General features: G+C 72.7%; 16 protein-coding genes and 1 pseudogene. 8 read left to right on the forward strand and 9 right to left on the reverse strand.

What is annotated here, in order from left to right; all coding sequences use genetic code 11:
- Positions 1–30: 30 nt before the first annotated feature.
- Positions 31–552 (reverse strand): protein-tyrosine phosphatase family protein, encoded by a 522-nt coding sequence (locus tag OG332_RS02505; RefSeq protein ID WP_327411868.1) that lies wholly within the window; start codon positions 550–552, stop codon positions 31–33.
- Positions 553–604: 52 nt separating this feature from the next.
- Positions 605–1378 carry a hypothetical protein gene (locus OG332_RS02510; protein ID WP_327411869.1) on the reverse strand — a complete coding sequence of 258 codons (774 nt, stop codon included), beginning with the start codon at positions 1376–1378 and terminating at the stop codon, positions 605–607.
- Positions 1379–1627: 249 nt separating this feature from the next.
- On the opposite strand from OG332_RS02510, the gene OG332_RS02515 reads away from it, so the two are divergent.
- Positions 1628–1996: a hypothetical protein gene (locus OG332_RS02515; protein ID WP_327411870.1), complete on the forward strand. Its 369-nt coding sequence runs from the start codon at positions 1628–1630 to the stop codon at positions 1994–1996.
- Positions 1997–2006: 10 nt separating this feature from the next.
- Positions 2007–2234 (forward strand): hypothetical protein, encoded by a 228-nt coding sequence (locus OG332_RS02520; RefSeq protein ID WP_327411871.1) that lies wholly within the window; start codon positions 2007–2009, stop codon positions 2232–2234.
- 132 nt (positions 2235–2366) lie between these two features.
- On the opposite strand, the gene OG332_RS02525 is transcribed toward OG332_RS02520, so the two are convergent.
- Positions 2367–5975, reverse strand: coding sequence for a S8 family serine peptidase (locus OG332_RS02525; protein WP_327411872.1), 3609 nt, complete (start codon positions 5973–5975; stop codon positions 2367–2369).
- Positions 5976–6160: 185 nt separating this feature from the next.
- Between OG332_RS02525 and OG332_RS02530 the strand changes: the two genes are divergently transcribed.
- The 3 genes from OG332_RS02530 (at position 6161) to OG332_RS02540 (ending at position 10038) form a co-directional block, all read left to right on the forward strand.
- Positions 6161–7654, forward strand: coding sequence for an MFS transporter (locus OG332_RS02530; protein ID WP_327411873.1), 1494 nt, complete (start codon positions 6161–6163; stop codon positions 7652–7654).
- Positions 7655–7675: 21 nt separating this feature from the next.
- The gene (locus OG332_RS02535; RefSeq protein ID WP_327419083.1) at positions 7676–8335 is read left to right on the forward strand and encodes a DUF6629 family protein; all 660 of its coding nucleotides are present in this window, start codon (positions 7676–7678) and stop codon (positions 8333–8335) included.
- Positions 8336–8397: 62 nt separating this feature from the next.
- Positions 8398–10038, forward strand: a complete 1641-nt coding sequence (locus OG332_RS02540; RefSeq protein WP_327411874.1) for a GMC oxidoreductase — start codon at positions 8398–8400, stop codon at positions 10036–10038.
- A gap of 77 nt (positions 10039–10115) precedes the next feature.
- On the opposite strand, the gene OG332_RS02545 is transcribed toward OG332_RS02540, so the two are convergent.
- From OG332_RS02545 to OG332_RS02565, 5 genes and pseudogenes are all read right to left on the reverse strand, one after another.
- The gene (locus OG332_RS02545) at positions 10116–10595 is read right to left on the reverse strand and encodes a carboxymuconolactone decarboxylase family protein (RefSeq protein WP_327411875.1); all 480 of its coding nucleotides are present in this window, start codon (positions 10593–10595) and stop codon (positions 10116–10118) included.
- Positions 10592–11674, reverse strand: coding sequence for an NAD(P)H-dependent amine dehydrogenase family protein (locus OG332_RS02550; RefSeq protein ID WP_327411876.1), 1083 nt, complete (start codon positions 11672–11674; stop codon positions 10592–10594). The genes OG332_RS02545 and OG332_RS02550 overlap by 4 nt, the downstream gene beginning before the upstream one ends.
- A gap of 89 nt (positions 11675–11763) precedes the next feature.
- The gene (locus OG332_RS02555; protein WP_327411877.1) at positions 11764–11919 is read right to left on the reverse strand and encodes a DUF6126 family protein; all 156 of its coding nucleotides are present in this window, start codon (positions 11917–11919) and stop codon (positions 11764–11766) included.
- A 16-nt stretch (positions 11920–11935) separates the two neighbouring features.
- Positions 11936–12565, reverse strand: a complete 630-nt coding sequence (locus tag OG332_RS02560; RefSeq protein WP_327411878.1) for a helix-turn-helix domain-containing protein — start codon at positions 12563–12565, stop codon at positions 11936–11938.
- A gap of 88 nt (positions 12566–12653) precedes the next feature.
- Positions 12654–13229, reverse strand: a pseudogene (locus OG332_RS02565) (ATP dependent DNA ligase); the annotation flags it as partial.
- Between the two features lie 161 nt (positions 13230–13390).
- Here OG332_RS02565 and OG332_RS02570 point away from each other — a divergent pair.
- The 3 genes from OG332_RS02570 to OG332_RS02580 all read left to right on the forward strand — a co-directional run bounded on the left by OG332_RS02570 (position 13391) and on the right by OG332_RS02580 (position 17840).
- The gene (locus tag OG332_RS02570; RefSeq protein ID WP_327411879.1) at positions 13391–16102 is read left to right on the forward strand and encodes an alpha/beta fold hydrolase; all 2712 of its coding nucleotides are present in this window, start codon (positions 13391–13393) and stop codon (positions 16100–16102) included.
- Positions 16099–16962 (forward strand): ABC transporter permease, encoded by an 864-nt coding sequence (locus tag OG332_RS02575; RefSeq protein ID WP_327411880.1) that lies wholly within the window; start codon positions 16099–16101, stop codon positions 16960–16962. Before OG332_RS02570 ends, OG332_RS02575 begins: the two co-directional genes overlap by 4 nt.
- 434 nt (positions 16963–17396) lie before the next feature.
- A complete protein-coding gene (locus OG332_RS02580; RefSeq protein ID WP_327411881.1) occupies positions 17397–17840 on the forward strand; it encodes a carbonic anhydrase in 444 nt (147 codons plus the stop codon).
- 13 nt (positions 17841–17853) lie between these two features.
- Here OG332_RS02580 and OG332_RS02585 read toward each other — a convergent pair whose 3' ends face one another.
- A complete protein-coding gene (locus OG332_RS02585; protein ID WP_327411882.1) occupies positions 17854–18807 on the reverse strand; it encodes an aldo/keto reductase in 954 nt (317 codons plus the stop codon).
- Positions 18808–18847: the final 40 nt, after the last annotated feature.

The following is an 18847-nucleotide window of genomic DNA, read 5'->3' on the forward strand; positions in this document are numbered from 1 at the left end:
TACGTCCCGCCTGCGCACTCCGCGCCCCGACTACGCCAGGGGGTGGTCCAGCCCGACGAGCAGCGCCGCGGCGTCGAGTCCTGCGGTGAGGTAGGAGGTGAAGGTCTCGTTGTGCAGGGCCCACGGGGAGCGCCGGCGGCGCACGAGCGCAATGGCCTCGGCGGGTGCCAGACCCCGGTCGACGAGGCACTGGGCGACGACGAGACCGGACCGGTTGTAGCCCGAGTGGCAGCGGACCAGTGCGGTGAGGCCGCTGTCGAGGGCGAGCCCGGCGGTGCGTGCGAGGCGCTGCACCGTGCGCAGCTGGGCAGCGGTGAGTCCGGCGTCCGGCATCTGCGCCACGACGTGCTCGGCACGCGGACCGGGGCCGTGCCCGCTCCGCACGAAGAGGCTGATCACGAGGTCGAACTCGTCCGCCACCACGACGGGACGCAGCTCCCCGGCCGGGTCGGTCCGGTAGTGCCCGCCCATCCAGAGGCCCGGCGCGATCTCGTCCCACGGGGTGGGCGGCGGCCCGGGCACGTCGCGGTCGCGCTGGCGGGTCTTCTTCATGTGGCCGGGACCTCCAGGCGGGGCGGCACCCAGCATCGCACACAACGGGCCCTCACCTCGGGGCAGTTGGGGCGAAGACTGCCTCGCGGAAGGCCGTGCGCAGCGGGCCGCGGGCGCCGGCCGGGAGGAGGACCGCCCAGCGGTCGTGGCGGGGGGAGACCCACAGCGCCGGGCCGTCGTCCTGCGGGGCGTGGTGGGCCCAGACGCCGTACGGGGCGGGGTGCCAGAGGAGGCCGCGCGCCGGGGTGAGTTCGCCGGTGCGGATGCGCAGGGACTCGGCGGTCCAGGCGCGGGTGATGCCGTGGGCGGTGCCCGGGGGCCCGCCGGTGTCCACCGGGGCGAGGAGGTGGCGCAGGAAGCGGACGAGATCGGCGAGGGGGGCTCGGAGGGTGCCGTCGGCGAACCGGGTCCCGGCCATGCCGAGGGGGTGCCAGACCCGGGTGACCACGAGGTCGGCGAGGGGGCTGCCGCAGACGTGTTCGGCGAGGCGGGTGAGGGCTGCGGTCCCCCCGGGGCGGGTGAGCAGGTGGTGGGCGGTGGTCCCGGCGGGGGCGCCGACGGCGGCCTCGTCCCCGTAGACGGCGAGCGGGGTGTGCAAGTGGAGCGCGCCCTCGTCCACGAGGCTCCCGACGACCGGCCAGAGCGCGAGGACGGCGGCGAGGCCGCCCACGTCGAAGACCGCGCCCCGGGCGTCCCCGGTGTCCGCGCCCGCGGAGTGCGAGCCCGCGTGGGCGCCTTCGGCGCCGCCGACGGCCCAGGCCGCCCCGGGATCGGCGGACTCGACGAGAGCCCGGATGTCGTCTGCCTGGTCGCTCAGGAGCGTCATGGTCCCCCACGGTAACGAGCCCGGCCCTGCCTCCCGGCACGTCGTGGCGCATTCGTGTCCCCCGCCACCCGAATGGGGCGGGGCATCCGGGGCGGGCGACGCCGCGATGTGCGGCCGCGGACGCTCAGCGTGCAGTGGCGCTCTGACGAACAGGATCCACTCGGTCCGACAGGGAAATCGACTCGATTCGGTCTGCCCCGAAACGAGGGCAGCGGGAAGGATTCAGCCCGCGCAGGTGGGGAGGTCGGTGTGCTGCGATTGCACTTCACGGCGCAGGACCTGGGGCGGGTGAACGTCACAGTGCCGGGGCCGCTCGCGGAGACTTCCCTGGGCTTGTGGAACCTCCAGCGGCGTGACGGCAAGGCGTTGTTCGGCGGCTGGCGTGCACGCACGGGCCCCCTCGTGACGGGCGACGGACCGCACACCGCGAGGTTCCTCGGCTCGCCGGCCGGAGGGCTGGTGGACCTCTTCCCCCTGGTGGGCGCTGCCGACTGTATAAGCGAGGGGCTGGAGCGGCTGGTCACTGCCCCGGAAGACCGTCTGCGCGAGGAGTCCGGCGTGTGTTCAGGGCACACGCAGGCAGCGGGCGCAGTGGCTGTCCGGCATGATGCCGGCTGACCGGCGGTCCGTGCAACGGCTCGCCGCCGCGCTGCGCGACTGCCAGCAGGTGGCGGTCGCCCCGTACTGGGAGCGGATCCACCATCACCTGGACGGGGAGGTGTCACGCCGAGGGCGCCTCATGGTGCGGGGCGGAGTGACGGCGCTGCTGGAAAGCCTGTGCCCGATGACCGTCTGGAAGCCCCCCGTGCTGGAGGTTCCGGGCTATCCGCCGCTCTGGCCGCCCTTCACACGCTGACCCGTCTCGGCCTCACCCTGCTCGACACCAACGGTTCGGCTCCGGCCGCCGCCTGAACGTCCGCTCGTGGTGCACGCCCTGGCGGACGAGGAGGGGGCGGGACGCCCGTGAGCGCCCCGCCCCCTCGGAGCGTCAGCTCTTGTCGGGGCGGTCGGTCACGCGCAGGGAGTTCAGCAGGGGCTTGCCGAATCCGTTGTGCGTGACGAAGCGGATGTTGAGGACTCCGTCCGTGACCGTGACCGTGTACTCACGGGTCAGAGCCTTGTAGGTGCCGGCTTCCAGGGCGATGTCCAGGGAGGGCAGGACCTGGGTGCCCTCGGCCAGGACGTCGAAGACGCGCTTGTCGGGCTTGGCGGAGGAGAGCTCGGCGAAGCCCAGCTCCACCGTGTAGGTCCCGTTCGGCACGTTGTCGAAGCGGTACTCGTACATGCCCTCGCGCGCGTTGCGTAACAGCCGCTGCTCGTCCGTGCCCGCGATCGTGCGGCCGGTGGACTGGACCGAGCCGTTGCCCTGGTAGCCGTACGAGCCGGCCGTGTACCTGCGGTCCGGGGACCAGGCGTCACCCAGGCCGTCCGTGCTGCCGTAGCCGGAGCCCGCGTCCACGCCGACCTGGTAACGCGGGACGACGACCTTGACCGGGACGGTGAGCACCGGGGTGCGGCCGCTCGCCGAAGTGATCTTCAGGTCGGCGGTCAGCACGGCCCCGGGGGTCAGTCCGGTCGTGTCCGCCGAAAGGCTGACCGGGATCTTCCCACCCGTCGGGAGGTCACCGCCGGCCGGTGTGGCCGTCAGCCAGGCCGCGTCCTCGGAGACCGTGAACGCCGTGCCGAGGCCCGGGTTGGTCAGGTCCAGGGTGCGCGTCCGCTTCTGGTTCGCCGGGAGGACGATCTCCACGGACGGCTTGGACGCCGTCACCTTGCCGGTGCGCAGGGACTGCGTCACCGTCGTGACGTCGGCGGCCTTCACGTCGACCGTCGCCGTGGCGGACTCGTACTGCGCGGCCGTCAGGGAGACGGCCCGCGAGCCCGACGGACTCTGGACGACGTATCCGCCGTCCGCCGCGGTGGTCGCGGACACCGCCGTGTCGCCGGTGCCTACGGTGACCGTGGCGCCCGCGACGCCGTTGCCGTCGTTGGCGTCGAGCACCCGGCCCGCCACCACACCGCTCTTGGTGGTCCGGAAGGCGATGGACAGGCCGTCCGTGATGACCGCGGTGTTGAAGGAGTACTTGAAGGCGTCGGTGCCGGCCGCGTTCTCCACGCCGACCGTGGCCGTGGAGCCGCCCTTGATGCCGGTGCCGCCGGTCCCCTTGTAGGAGTACGCGACGGTGCCGTCCTCGCCGATCGTCGCCGAGAAGGAGAACTTGTCGGCCTGCGCGGACCAGTGGGACACCTGGCGCCACTCGATCACGTAACTGCGGTGCGGGGCGGTGCCGGTGACGCCGGTGAAGACGCCCGAGCCGCTGCCCGCGGCGCCGACGACCAGGTCGTCCCAGAACGGGTACAGGGCCGCGTTGGGCGTGGCCGTGCTCGGGATGTCCCCGTTGATGTCACCGGTGTTGTTGCCGCCGAAGCTGACCGTGCCGTTCGTCCCGATCCAGGCCTGGCCGTAGGTCTTCCCGTACAGCGGCAGCGGGAAGGGCAGGTCGACGCGCTCGGTGGTGTTGTCGCCGGTCAGCGCGAGCTGCCGGCTCCCCTCGGTGTACGGGCGGTCGCCGGCGGTGGCGCAGGCGTAGCCGTACCCGTCGGTGCGCTCGGGGAGGTTGACCGCGACGGTGGCGTCGCCGGCGACGGTGACCTTCGCGGTGCCGCCGGTGACACACCGGGAGGCGTGCGTGGCGTTCACGTCGTACGTGCCGTGCGGCAGGGTGACCTCGAAGCGGCCCTGCGCGTCGGCGGTCGCGGTCACCGGGGTGTCCGCGATGGCGACGGAGGCGCCGGCGGCGGGTCCGACGGCCGAGGAGACGGTGCCGGTGAGCTTGCCGGAGGGTGCCTGGGTGAGGGTGAAGTCGCCGGTGGCGGTGGCGTTCTCGGTCACCGTGGCGGTCGCGGTCTGCTGCCCGTAGCCGAACTTGGCGGCGGTCAGCGTGTAGTCGCCCACCGAGAGGGAGGGGAAGGCGTAGCTGCCGTCGGCGCCCGTGGTCGCCGTGCGGTCGATCGGGCCGTCGGCCGTGATCTTCACGCCCGCGAGCGGCTGGCCGCCGGAGCGGACGACGCCGCCGAGCGCGCCGATCGCCCCGCGCGGGGCGGCGTTCACGGCGGCGAGGACGTCGAGCTTGCCCTCTCCGAAGACGTTGTTGTCGGCGGGCGTGCCGCCGCACTGGCTGCTGTCGGTGTCCTGGGCGGTGCCGTCCAGGAGCGACTCGGTCTGCCCGACGTCGCCTTCGAGGGTGGGCGCGGCGGACCACAGGAGGGCCACGGCGGCGGCGGTGTGCGGCGAGGCCATGGAGGTGCCGGAGAAGGCCTCGTACGCGCCGCCGGGTACGGAGGAGCGCACGTTCACGCCCGGGGCGGCGATGTTCGGCTTGATGATGCCGCCGGGGCCCGCGCCGCGCGAGGAGAAGGACGCGATCGCGTTGTTGATGTCGAAGGCGCCGGAGCTGTAGGAGCTCGCGTAGTCACCCGGGGAGCCGCTGGTGGAGCAGCCCGGGCCGGCGTTGCCGTTGGAGAAGGCCGGGAAGATGCCGGCGGCCCGCCAGGTGTTGACGATCTCCTGGTACCAGGTGTCGCCGCCCGTGCCGCCCCAGGAGTTGTTGACGATGTGCGGGGCGAGATCGGGGCGGGGGTTCTGACCGCCCGGGTCGGTCGGGGCGACGATCCACTGGCCCGAGGCGAGCAAGGAGGCCTCGGAGCAGGAGTTGGACTCGCATCCCTTGGCGGCGATCCACTTGGCGCCGGGGGCCACGCCGATCTTGTTGGCGCCGCCGTCGTCGCCGATCATCGTGCCCATCGTGTGGGTGCCGTGGTCGTTGTTGTCGCAGGGGGCCGCGGTGGAGCAGACGCCCGCCGGGTCGAACCAGTTGTAGGCGTGGTCGTACGAGCCGTCCGCCTTCTTCCCGCGGTACTGGTTGTTCACGGCCGGGTGCGTGTAGTCCACGCCGCTGTCGATGTTGGCGACGACGATGCCCTCGCCGCGGACACCGAGCTGGTCCCAGACCTGCGGGGCCTTGATCCGGTCGATGTTCCACTCGACGGCGTCGGCGGCGGCCTCCTCCCGTTTGCCCTCGGCGGGCTTGGGGAGCTCGACCTTGTCGTCGGCATCGATCCGGGCGACCTCGGGACGCGCCGCGAGGGCCCCGGCGAGCTTCTCGCCGCCGACGACGCGGACGGCGTTCACGATCCAGTACGAGGTGTACTCGGCCTGGGCGCCTTCCAGAGCCTTGACGATCCCGGCCTGGCTGCGCGCGGCGTGGTCCCTCTTGGTCCGCAGAACCGTTTCTGCCTTGGCGGCGCGGGTCTGCTGCTTCCCCGCGGCGGTGAGGTCGGCGGCGCTGTCGAGATACACCCAGAAGGCGGCCTTGGCCGAGCCGTCGAGCTGGGCGCGGAGCCTGGGTTCGATCTTGCGCTCGGCCGCGCTCGGTGCGGCGGGACCGGGGTCCGGCGCGGCCGCGGCGACGCCCGCGCCGAGCGGGAGCAGCAGGACCGAGGTGAGGGCGGCGAGCGCCGCGCGTAAGGACCGTGCGGGCCTTGTCGACCTTGTGGGCCTTAAGTCTCGTGCGGACCGGTTGTTGCGTTGGGCCACGTGTTGTCTCCTCGTACGCCGTGTGCGGGATGTGCGGGAAGGGTGCGCGTGACGTGCGCGGGTCATGGTGAAGGAGAGGTCATGCTCATTACAAGAGGGCCTATCGAGCCGCGATCGAGCCGTCCCGGGCCTCGGCCAACGCCCTCCCGCTGGCCCTTCCCGGCGGCGCGGGCCAGCCTGAAGACATGACTGCGCCCGCCGAGCCGTCCGGAGCCGGAGTCCCGATCGCATCCGCGCGCGGCCGGTGGATCCTGCTGACCACGGTGCTCGGGTCGACCATGGCCATGCTGGACGGGACCGTGGTGAACGTGGCGCTGCCCCGCATCGGGGAGGATCTCGACGCCGATCTGGCGGTGCTCCAGTGGACGGTGAACGCCTATCTGCTGACCCTGGCCGGGCTGATCCTGGTCGGCGGCTCACTGAGTGACCGCTTCGGGCGGCGCCGGATCTTCGTACTCGGCGTGGTGTGGTTCGCGGTGGGCTCGCTGCTGTGCGGGATCGCGCCGAACGCCGGGGTGCTGATCGCCGCCCGGGCCCTGCAGGGCATCGGCGGGGCGCTGCTGGCGCCCGGTTCCCTGGCCCTGATCCAGGCGTCGATCCGCGCCGACGACCGGGGGCGGGCGATCGGCCTGTGGTCGGGCTTCGGCGGGGTGGGCGCGGCCGTGGGACCGTTCCTCGGCGGCTGGCTGGTGGACGGGCCGGGCTGGCGGTGGGTGTTCCTGCTGAACGTGCCGCTGGCGGCGGTGTGCGTGCCGGTCGCGCTGCGGCACGTACCGGAATCACGGGACCCGCAGGCGCACGGGCGGTTCGACGTGGCCGGGGCGGTGCTCGGTGCGGCCTCCCTGGGTCTGGTCACCTACGCGCTGATCGAAGCCCGGTCGGGAACGGCGGCGGTGATCGTCGCGGCGGTGCTCGGGGTCCTGCTGGGCGTCGCCTTCGTCTACGTGGAGCGGCGGCGGCCCGACCCGATGGTGCCGCCGGACATCTTCGCGTCCCGGCTGTTCACCGCCGTCAACCTCGTCACCCTGTGCGTGTACGGGGCCATCGGCGGGTTCTTCTTCCTCGTCGTGCTCCAGCTCCAGGTGGTGTCCGGCTACTCGGCGCTGGCCGCCGGGGCCGCGATGCTGCCGACGACCCTCCTGATGCTCCTCCTGTCGGCCCGCTCGGGTGAGCTCGGGGAGCGGATCGGGCCGCGCATCCCGCTCACGGTGGGGCCGCTGCTGTGCGCGGCCGGGACGCTGCTGATGCTGCGGGTGGGGCCCGCCGCTTCGTACGTACAGGACGTGCTGCCCGCGATGGTCGTCATGGGCATGGGCCTGGTGGCCCTGGTGGCCCCGCTGACGTCGACCGTGCTGGCCTCGGTGGACCCCGGCCGGGCGGGCCTGGCCAGCGGCATCAACAACGCGGCGGCGCGCGTTGCCGGGCTGCTCGCGGTGGCGGCGCTGCCGCTGCTGTCCGGAATGGGGCCGGAGTCGTACCGCTCGGCGACCCAGTTCGACGCCGCTTTCGGGCGGGCCATGCTCTGGTGCACCGGGGCGTTCGCGGCCGGCGCCGCCGTGGCCTGGGCGACCGTACGCTCCCCCGCACCCGAGGCGTGCCACCCGCAGTGCCATACGTACTGCGCGGTGACGGCCCCGCCGCTCGAACCCCCGCGGGAGGAGAAGCGAGAACTTGGCTGAGTTCCGGGTCGGGTCCGGCTGATCCCCGAGTGCTGGAGCGCTACGGCCGATCTGGCGGCGGGCACGGCCATCGCCGCCGTCGGAGTCGTGTGCGTGGCGCGCGTCCGGCGGGCCCGCGATCTGCCGGTCGCCGCACTGCCCCTGCTGCTGGGCGCGCACGAGCTGGTGGAGGCCGCCGTCTGGAGTTCGGGCGGCGGCTGCTCCGCGGCCACGACGGCGTGGGCCGTGATCGCCCTGCCGCTGCTGCCGGTCTGGGTGCCGGTGGGGGTGCTGCTCGCGGCCGGGCCCGGGGTCCGGCGCCGCCTGTGGGTGCGGGTGGCCGTGGGTCTCGCCACCGCCGCGGTGCTCGCGTACTGCCTCGCGACCCGGCCGGTGACCGCCGAGGTCCGGGGCCGCACCATCGGCTACGGCGTGAATGTTCCGTGGATGCCGCTCGTGCTGACGGGCTATCTGTTCGCCGCGCTCGGCTCCCTGCTGCTCGCCGGGGACCGACGACTGCGGGCCCTCGGTGCGGTGCTGGCAGCCGGGGCGCTGGCCTGCTCAGCGCTGTGGCGGCTGGAATTCGCCTCCACCTGGTGCGCCCTCGCCGCGGTCGCGTCCGTGCTCGTCCTGGGCTGCATACGGCGCCCGGAAACCGCTCCCCGGCCGCACGATGACCGAAAGTTACCTAGACGTATGTAGTGACTTCACATGCACCCGGCAGTAGAACTCGTTCCCATTCCACCGAGAGCGAGGAACGTCACATGGGTGGCAAAACCCTGCCTGGAAATGACCCCAGAGGAATTTCCCGTCGTGGATTTATAGGGAGAACGAGTTCTATTCTCGGTGCTGTGGCCCTGGCGGGCCACAGCACCCCGGCCCGGGCGGCTTCCGCCGTCGGCCCCCTTGCCGACGGCGCCCGCGTACCGGCGCTGGTCATCGGCACCGGTTACGGCGGCTCGGTCGCGGCGCTGCGGCTCGCGCAGGCCGGCGTGGACGTGCAGATGATCGAGATGGGCATGTCCTGGGACACCCCCGGCTCGGACGGCAAGATCTTCCCGAAGGTGACCAGCCCGGACTACCGGTCGTTCTGGCTCCGCACCCGGACCAAGGCGCCGCTCAGCAACTTCCTCGGCTTCCCCATCGACAAGGACGTCCCCAAGTACACGGGAATCCTGGACGCCGAGGACTTCGCCGGCATCACGGTCTACCAGGGCCGCGGCGTGGGAGGCGGTTCGCTGGTCAACGGCGGCATGGCGGTCACGCCCAAGCGCGCCAACTTCGCCGCCGTCCTCCCGTCGGTGGACGCCGACGAGATGTACGCGACCTACTACCCGCGGGCCAACGCGGGTCTCGGGGTGGGCATGGTCGACCCGGCGTGGTTCGACACCGCCGACTGCTACCAGTTCTCCCGTGTCGGCCGCAAGCACGCCCAGCGCTCCGGCTTCGCCTGGACCTTCGTACCCGACGTGTACGACTGGGACTACATGGAGCAGGAGGCCGCCGGCACCGCCACCAAGTCCGCCCTGGCCGGCGAGATCCTCTACGGCAACAACCACGGCAAGAAGTCGCTTGTGCAGACGTACCTCGCCCAGGCCAGGGCTACGGGCAAGGTCACCATCTCGGCACTGCACAAGGTCACTTCGGTGTCCCCCGCCGCGGCCGGCGGCTACACGGTCACCATCGACCAGATCAACACCACCGGCGACACCGTGGCCACCAAGACCGTGACCGCGGACCGGGTGTTCTTCGCGGCCGGCAGCGTCGGCACCAGCAAGCTCCTGGTCAAGCTGAAGGCCACCGGGGCGCTGCCGAACCTCAACAACGAGGTCGGCAAGGGCTGGGGCGAGAACGGCAACGTCATGTGCGGCCGCGCCAACCACCTGTGGGACCCGACCGGCAAGCTCCAGTCGACCATCCCCTGCTCCGGCATCGACAACTGGGACGCCGGCGGCGCCTTCGCCGAGGTCGCACCGCTCCCCACCGGGATCGAGACGTACGCCTCCTTCTACCTGTCGATCACGAAGAACCCGAACCGCGCCGAATTCACCTGGAACGCCGCGACGGGCGCCGCCGGCCTCAGCTGGCAGACCGCCTGGAAGCAGCCGTCGATCAGCATGGCCAAGACGATCTTCGACAAGATCAACTCGAAGGAGGGGACGATCTACCGGACCGACCTGTTCGGCGGCAACAAGATCTGGAACGACACCCTCACCTACCACCCGCTCGGTGGCGCCGTCCTGAACAAGGCCACCGACAACTACGGGCGCCTGCACGGCTACACCGGCCTGTACGTGATCGACGGAGCGCTGATCCCCGGCAACGCCAGCGTCAACCCGTTCGTCACCATCACGGCGCTCGCCGAGCGCAACATCGAGAAGATCATCGCAACCGACCTCCCGTAGGGCCGCGTCCTCCCCCCAGCGGCCGGGGCCGTTCGGATTCACCGAACGGCCCCTCGTCATTCCTCGTCCCGCCCCGCTCAGTGGCCGGGCAGCACGCACACGCTGTCGAGGCCGAGCACGTGGTTGAGCCGGCCGAAGGCCAGCCAGGACCCGATGCTCATCGTCAGCTCCACGATCTCCAACTGGCTGTAGTGCGCGGTCATCCGGTCCCAGAACTCGTCGTCCAGGCCGTGGTGGTCCAGGGTGTACCGCTCGGCGTACTCCGCGGCCAGCCGGGTGCGCTCGTCGAAGCGGTCCGTGCTGCGCCACTCGATGACGGCCTCGGAGAACTCCTCCTCGACCTTCTCCCCCTCCCGCTCGGTGCGCCAGTCCAGGCAGAAGACGCATCCGTTGATCTGCGCGACGCGCAGCCGGGCCGCCTCGAACTCGCGCAGGCCCAGGGTGGTGTGGGCGTACACCGACAGGGAGAAGTTCGCGGCGGCCATGCCTATGCCGGGGACCATGTCGCCCCACACGTACTCGATCGGGTGCTGGCCTTCGGGGATGTCGATCCTCATGACGTCTTCCTTCCGAGTCTGCCGGTGGCGGGGCGCAGCGGGATGTCGAGGGCGTCGTAGAGTCCGGGTTCCGCCTCGGTGAGCCAGTCGATGGCGCCGACGAGGCGGCCGACGGCGGTGGCGTTGCCGCCGGCCGAGCGGTTCTCGCCCTCGTCGGTGGCCTCGATGGTGACCTCGATGCGCGGCCGGCCCTCGATGACGACCCGGTGGGCGCCGTCGCCGCCGTCGGGCGGCGCGGGCCAGTCCGGTGCGCACGAGGCGTGGATGCGGGTGACGTGCTCGATGACGATGCGGGGCTCGCCCTCGACGATGCCCTGTACCTCGAAGCGGATCGCGCCCTGGGTGCCGGCCTCGAAGTCGCCCATGGTCCGGGTGGTCACGGTGGTGTCGAGGGCGCGGCGCTCCGACGTCTCGCGGATCTCGTCGAGTTCGACGCCGAGGGCCCGGGCCATCATCCGTATCTGCCCGCCCCACACCATGGTCGGGATCGAGGGCATGAGCATCATCGGCTCGTAGTCCATGGGGTGGCCCATGCCCACGAGGTGGCGGACGGAGTCCGGCTGGTCGTAGGTGGAGTAGTCGAAGATCTCCTGGCAGCGGATGACGTCGATGGTGGTGCCGAGTCCGCTGAGCAGGAACGGGAACACGTCGTTGCCCCAGCCGGGGTCGACCCCGGAGGCGAAGAGCGAGCCGCCGCCCTCCGCGATGGCGGCGAGCACCGGATCGCGGAACTCCGGCGGGGCACTGCGGTGATCGTAGAGCGGATAGAGGGCGGGGCTGACGACGACCGCGCCGGACCGGATCGCCCGGGTGATGTCGGCGAGGGCCTCGTCGGGGCGGATGTCCCCGGACGCGGCGTACACCACGGCCCGGGGGCGGGTGGCCAGGACGGCCTCGATGTCGTCGGTGGCCTCGACCCCCAACAGGTGGTCGAGGCCGCCGAGTTCGCCCGCGTCGCGGCCGGCCTTGGCTGGATTGTGGACGATGACGGCGGAGAGTTTCAGCGCGGGATGGGCCTCGACGGCGCGGATGGCCAGACGGCCGACGTTGCCGGTACCCCAGACAACCGTGGAAATCATGCGCGGAGGGTAGCCACAGGACCTGCAACTTCCTAGAGTCTCGCGGCGCTCTCTCGCGCCGCGCCCTCGTGGTCCCTCTTCCCGGCGGGTTACTGGTTCTGGGCCCCCAGGACGAAGAGGAGGTAGACGAAGAAGGCGAAGAGGTGGCCGACGAACAAGTAGGCGATCAGCCGGATCACCAGGCCGCGCGGGAACTTGGCCTCGATGCGCGCCCGTACGGTGACGGGGTTCTCTCCTTCGGACATGGGTGGGGCTCCTCGGCTATCGGTGGTGCGTGGTGGAGGTCCCGCCGAGGCACAGCCCGGCGAGGCTGCTCTGCAGCAGGGTGTGGACGAACAGCAGGTCGGCGCCCCCGGAGGAGGCCGCGCCGATCCGGTGCGGGGTGAGCGAGTCGAAGTGCGCGCTGTCCCCCGGCTCCAGCAGGTACTCGGCCTCGCCCAGGTGCAGCCGCAACCGCCCGTCCAGGACGTACAGCCATTCCTCGCCGGGGTGTACGCGGACCAGCTCGCCCTGGCTGCGACCGTGAGGAACGTGCACGCGCAGCGCCTGCATGCCGCGGCCGGATCCGCCCGCCTGCCAGTACGTCCACCCGTCGGCCTCGCGGGCGCCGGGCCCGCCGGCCCGTACGATGGGATCGGCGACGGCGGGGGTCTCGCCGAGCAGCTCGGAGACCGTCGTACCGTAGGTGCGGGCGAGTCCGAGCAGGAGCGGCAGCGAGGGCTGGCGCCGACCGGTCTCCAGACGGGACAGGTGGGCGGGCGAGAGCCGGGCCCGGGCGGCGGCGGCCTCCAGGGTGAGTCCGGCGCGGCGGCGCAGTTCGCGCAGTTGCGGCGCCACGGCGGGCAGCTCGTCGGCCGCGTCTTCGGGGCCGGGGGCAGGACCGGGTTTCATGCCCCGATTGAGCCAGAGTCTTGCCTTCCTGGCAATCTCGTTTGCCTCTGAGGCAAATCTCCCCGGCTGCTGCGCCCCCGGCCGGCGGTCAGGGCTCGCGCCCCTCCCCGAGCACCCTTTCCACCGTGTCGGCCTGCTCCGCGTCCTTGTCCGGGCGGTGCCTCAGTACCCGTGCGAAGCGCAGGGCCACCCCGGCCGGGTAGCGCGGGGAGCGCTGCAGGCCGTCGTAGGCGATCTCCACCACCAGTTCGGGCCGCACCCGCACGGTGAAGCCGTCGTCCGAGGTCGCGAGTGCGCGCAGGGCCCCGGTCTGCCAGCGCAGCATCTCGTCGGTGAGCCCCTTGAAGGTCTTGCCGAGCATGGCGTACGTGCCGTCGGCGGACCTCGCCCCCAGGTGCAGGTTCGAGAGCAGTCCGGTGCGCCGCCCGTGGCCCCATTCGGCGGCGAGGACCACGAGGTCCAGGGTGTGCACCGGTTTCACCTTGAGCCAGTGTCTGCCGCGGCGGCCGGCCGCGTAGGCGGAGTCCAGGGCCTTGACCACGACCCCCTCGTGGCCGCGGCGCAGGGTATCGGACCAGAACTCCTCCGCCTCGGTCGCCTGCGCGCTCGGATCCGCCACAGCGAGGCGCCGGACCCGGGCGTTCTCGGGCACGAGGGCGGCCATCCTCCCGCCGGACGGCGCGCCGCGCAGGTCGGCATACGGTGCGGGTCGGGCGCGTGTACCGCAGGTGCGGTACACGCGGGAGGCCGCCTAATCCCTGAGGAGGTCGGGGGTTCCCCCTGTGGGTGCTCGGAGGCCGGCTGCCCGGCGCTTAGGGTGCCCGTATGAAGCTCCGAATGCCCCGGCGCCGCCGGGACCGCCTCCTCGCGGGCGCCGCTGTGCTCGCCGTCGTGGCGGGGGCCGGTACGTGGACGGCCGCGTCGGCGGCCGGCGACGCCCCGGCCGTGCACCGTCAGGACCAGGTCCTGGACATGCCCGGTGCCGCCGTCGACACCTCCTACTTCACGGCGGGCGGTGCCGGGAACGGCGCGCAGAAACGTCCCGCTGTGCTCCTCGGGCACGGTTTCGGCGGCAGCAAGGACGATGTCCGCGAACAGGCCGAGCGGCTGGCGCGCGACGGCTACGCCGTCATGACCTGGTCGGCGCGCGGCTTCGGCCACTCCGGCGGCCGGATCGGGCTGAACGACCCCGAGAACGAGGTCAAGGACGTCTCCCGGCTGATCGACTGGCTCGCGGCCCGGCCGGAGGTGCGGCTCGACGCGGACGGTGATCCGCGCGTCGGCGTGTCCGGGGCCTCGTACGGCGGGGCGGTCTCGCTGCTGGCCGCCGGCTACGACCGGCGGGTGGACGCGATCGCTCCGCAGATCACCTACTGGAACCTCGCGGACTCCCTCTTCCCGAACGACGTCTTCAAGAAGCTGTGGTCCGGCATCTTCTTCACCACCGGCTCGTCCGGCGGGATGCAGCAGGGCCGGCCCGGTCGGCCGGACCCGTCGGCCGCTCCCGGCTGCGGCCGGTTCCAGCCCGAGCTCTGCGCGATGTACGAACGCGTGGCCGTGGCCGGGAAGCCCGACCCCGAGGCGCGCGCCCTGCTGGAACAGCGCAGCCCCTCGGCCGTCGGCGACCGGATCAAGGTGGCGACCCTGATCGTGCAGGGCCAGGACGACTCCCTCTTCCCGCTGGACCAGGCGGACGCGATGGCCCGGGCCATCGCGGCGAACGGGGCCCCCGTCTCCGTGGACTGGGCGGCCGGCGGGCACGACGGCGGCATGCGCGAGGCGGACCGCGTCGAGGACCGGGTGGCGGCCTGGTTCGACCGCCACCTGAAGGGGGACGAGCGCGCGGACACCGGCCCGGCGTTCCGGGTCTCCCGCTCCGGCGGCATCGATTCCACCGACGGCGAGGTGACGCTGCGCGGCGCGAGCGGCGACCGCTACCCCGGGCTGGTCTCCGGCCCGCGGCAGTTCGCCCTGACGGGACGGGAGCAGACCTTCGCCAATCCGGCGGGCGGCGCGCCTCCGGCCCTGTCCTCGCTGCCCGGCATCGGCGGGCAGCTCGCCGCCTTCGGGGCCGGCCTCTCCCTGGATTTCCCCGGGCAGAACGCCCGGTTCGAGTCGGCGCCGCTGACCGAGGACGTACAGGTCACCGGGACCCCGACCGTAACCCTGAACGTGAGGTCGACAGCTGCCGACGGGGCGGCCGTGCTGTTCGGCAAGATGTACGACGTGGGGCCCGACGGGCAGCAGCAGGTGCTGCCCGGTCAGCTCGTCGCCCCGGTGCGCGTGGACAACGCGCAGCAGGGTGTGAGCGTGCAGCTGAGGCTTCCCGCGATCGATCACTCCGCCGCGGCCGGACACCGGCTGCGGCTGGTGGTCGCCGCCACCGACCTCGGCTACGCAACCCCGGCCGCGCCGGCCGCCTACACGGTCTCCGTGGAGGGCCCGCTGACCGTGCCCGTCGCGACCGGAGTACGGACCGCCTCGGCCGGGCTGCCCGCCTGGACCTGGTGGCTGCCGCTGGGCGCGGCGGCGCTGGCCGCGGGGCTGCTCGGGATCCGGCGCACCGGCCGGGGGGCCGCGGGGACGCGGCCGGGCTCGGCGCAGCCGGAGCCCGCACTGGCCGACGTACCCCTGGAGATCACCGGACTGACGAAGCGGTACGCGAAGGCGCAGGACCGGTACGCGGTGCGGGACCTGTCGTTCCGGGTGGAGAAGGGGCAGGTGCTCGGGCTCCTCGGGCCCAACGGGGCGGGCAAGACCACCACCCTGCGGATGCTGATGGGGCTGATCTCGCCGGACGCCGGGGAGATCCGGGTGTTCGGGCACGCGGTGCGGCCCGGCGCTCCGGTGCTGTCGCGGGTCGGGGCGTTCGTGGAGGGTGCGGGGTTCCTGCCGCACCTGACGGGCCGCGCCAATCTGGAGCTGTACTGGCAGGCCACCGGCCGTCCGGCCGAGGACTCGCACATGGCGGAGGCACTGGAGATCGCGGGGCTGGGCGACGCGCTGGAGCGCGCGGTGCGCACGTACTCGCAGGGCATGCGCCAGCGCCTCGCGATCGCGCAGGCGATGCTCGGGATGCCGGACCTGCTGATTCTCGACGAGCCGACGAACGGTCTGGACCCGCCGCAGATCCGGGAGATGCGGGACGTGATGATCCGCTACGCCGCCGGCGGGCGGACGGTCATCGTCTCCAGCCACCTGCTGTCGGAGGTGGAGCAGTCCTGTACGCACCTGGTGGTCATGGACCGCGGACAGCGGGTCGCGGCGGGCGAGGTGGCCGAGATCACCGGTGGCGGGGACACGCTGCTGGTGACCCTGGCCGAGCCGGTGGACTCGGTGGGCGTCGAGAAGGTGGCGGCGCTGGAGGGAGTGGGTTCCGTGGTAACCGCCGACGACGGGCTGCTCGTACAGCTCGAAGGCGCGACGGCCGCGGGGCTGATCGCCGAACTCGTGCGGCTGGAGGTGCCGGTGACCGGAGTGGGGCCGCACCGGCGACTGGAGGACGCGTTCCTCACCCTGATCGGAGGTTCGGCGTGAGCGCCGTACAGGAGGTGGCCGCGGGCTACCGGGCGAGCCGTACGCTGCCACTGCGCGTGGAGGCGCTGCGGCAGTGGCGCCGGCGGCGGACGCTGGTCATGGGCGGGGTGCTGGCGGCGCTGCCGTTCATCCTGATGATCGCGTTCGCGGTGGGCGGCGGTCCCGGCAGCCGGGACGGCGGGAACGGTCGGGTCACCCTGATCGACACGGCCACGGCCTCGGGCGCGAACTTCGCCGCGACCTGTCTGTTCGTCTCGGCCGGGTTCCTGCTGGTGGTGCCGGTGGCGCTGTTCTGCGGGGACACGGTGGCCTCGGAGGCGAGCTGGTCCTCGCTGCGCTATCTGTTGGCCTCGCCGGTGCCGCGGATGCGGCTGCTGTGGAGCAAGCTGGTGGTGGCGCTGGGGTTCAGCCTGGCCGCGATGGTGCTGCTGCCGGTGGTCGCGCTGGCGGCGGGCACGGCCGCGTACGGATGGGGGCCGCTGAAGCTCCCGGCGGGCGGGGCGCTGGCGGCCGGGGACACCGTGCCGCGGCTCGCGCTGGCGGTGGCCTTCGTCTTCGTGTCGCAGCTGGTGACGGCGGGCCTGGCGTTCTGGCTGTCGACGCGCACGGACGCGCCGCTGGGTGCGGTGGGCGGTGCGGTCGGTCTGGCGATCGTCGGCAATGTGCTGGACGCGGTGACGGCGCTCGGATCGTGGCGCGAGTTCCTGCCGGCGCACTGGCAGTTCGCATGGGCGGACGCCTTGCAGCCGCAGCTGGAGTGGGGCGGGATGGTCAAGGGAGCGGTGGTGTCGGTGTCGTACGCGCTGGTGCTGTTCGCCCTCGCCTTCCGCGGGTTCTCGCGCAAGGACATCGTGTCCTGAGTCCGCGCGGCGGACCGCCGCCGTGAGCCGCCGTGAGCCGCCGTGAGCCGTCTGTGGCAATGCGGCGGCGCGCGCGTGTGGCTGCGGTCCGTTCGCCCCCGGCGCGCTGGACAATCGCGGTCATCACGACCGAGGGGTGCCACCCGTGCACACAGCAGGACGTCCGGCCCGCGGACCGTGCTGACCGGCGGCCTCGCGGCCGGCGCCGCCGCACTGCTCGCGGGATGCTCGTCGGCGAGCACCCCGAGGGCGACGGCCGCGGCCGCGGAGCCGCGCCCGGCCACGCCCGGGGCCGCGTACGCGCGCCTGATGGCGGGCAACGCGCGCTGGGTGAGCGGGGACCTCGACCACCCCGACCGGGATCCCGAGCGGCGCCGGCTCGTCGCCGTGGCGCAGGACCCGTTCGGGGTGGTCCTGTCCTGCATCGACTCCGGGTGGCGCCCGAACTGGTCTTCGACAACGGGCTCGGCGATCTGTACGTGCTGCGCACGGGCGGGCAGGCGATCGGCCCGGTGGTCACCGGTTCGGTCGAATACGGGCCCATGACGGGCGGCACTCCGCTGGTCATGGTGCTCGGGCACCAGCGCTGCGGCGCCATCGAGGCCGCCTACAAGTCGCTCAAGGACGGCGCACCCCTGCCCGGGAACCTCCAGGCGATCGTGAAGGCGGTGGAGCCGGCGTACAGGCTGACCGTCGAGAGCCCCGGTGCCGACCCCGTCGACACCGTGATCCACAACCAGATCAGGGTCACCGCCGACGATCTGCGCGCCAACGGCGACCCGGCGCCCCTCGTGAAGGAGGGCGCCCTGGCCGTCGTCGGCGCCTACTACTCGCTGGACACGGGCAAGGTGGACGTCCTGACGGGGGCGCCCGCCTGACCTGCGCGGGCCGTCACTCCGGCTTCTGCGCCCCCGGGATCGCGTCGATCTCGGCGAGCAGCTCGGCGTCGAGCGGTCGGTCGGCGACGGCCGCGTTGGCGCGCACCTGCTCGGCGGAGGTGGCGCCCGCGATGACGGAGGCGCAGCCGGGCTGGGCGGAGAGCCAGCCGATGGCGAGTTCGAGGACGGTGCGGTCGTGCTTCTCGGCGAGCGCGGCCAGGGCTTCGACCACGTCGAGGCGCTCGTCGGTGAGGTACGCGTCGCGGCCTTCGAGGCGGGAGCCGGCCGGGACGGGTGCGCCGCGGCGGATCTTGCCGGTCAGCAGGCCGTTGGCGAGCGGGAAGTACGGGAGCACGCCGACGCCGTAGTGCAGGGCCGCCGGAACCAGCTCGCGCTCGACGGACCGCTCCAGCAACGACCACTCGTTCTGCGCCGACACGAAGGGGACCGAGCCGGTCTCCCGGGCGACGTGGGCGGCCTCGGCGAGCTGCCAGCCGGAGAGGTTGGAGTGGCCGATGTAGCGGACCTTGCCCTCGGCGACGAGCTCGGTGAGCGCGGCCAGGGTCTCGGCGATCGGGGTGGCCGGGTCGGGGCTGTGCAACTGGAAGAGGTCGATGTGGTCGGTGTCGAGGCGGCGCAGTGATTCCTCGACGGCCCGCCGGATGTACGCACGGCCGCCGCGGGATCCGGCGGCGGGCCCGTACTTCATGTCCACGCCGTCGTAGCCGAACTTGGTGGCGAGGACGACCTGGTCGCGGCGGCCCTTGAGGGCCTGCCCGAGGTGGACCTCGGAGCCGCCCGCGTTGCCGTAGATGTCGGCGGTGTCGAGGAGGGTGATGCCCGCGTCCAGGGCGGCGTCGACGACGGCGCGGGTGGCCTGGGCGTCGAGCCGGCCACCGAAGTTGTTACAGCCGAGGCCGACGGCGGAGACCTGCAGACCTGAACTGCCCAGGGGGAGATAGCGCATGCGTTTCGTTCCTCAGACTCGTCGGGTACATGATCAACCA

The sequence above is a fragment of the Streptomyces sp. NBC_01233 genome, assembly GCF_035989305.1.
In the GTDB taxonomy this organism is placed as follows: Bacteria; Actinomycetota; Actinomycetes; order Streptomycetales; family Streptomycetaceae; genus Streptomyces.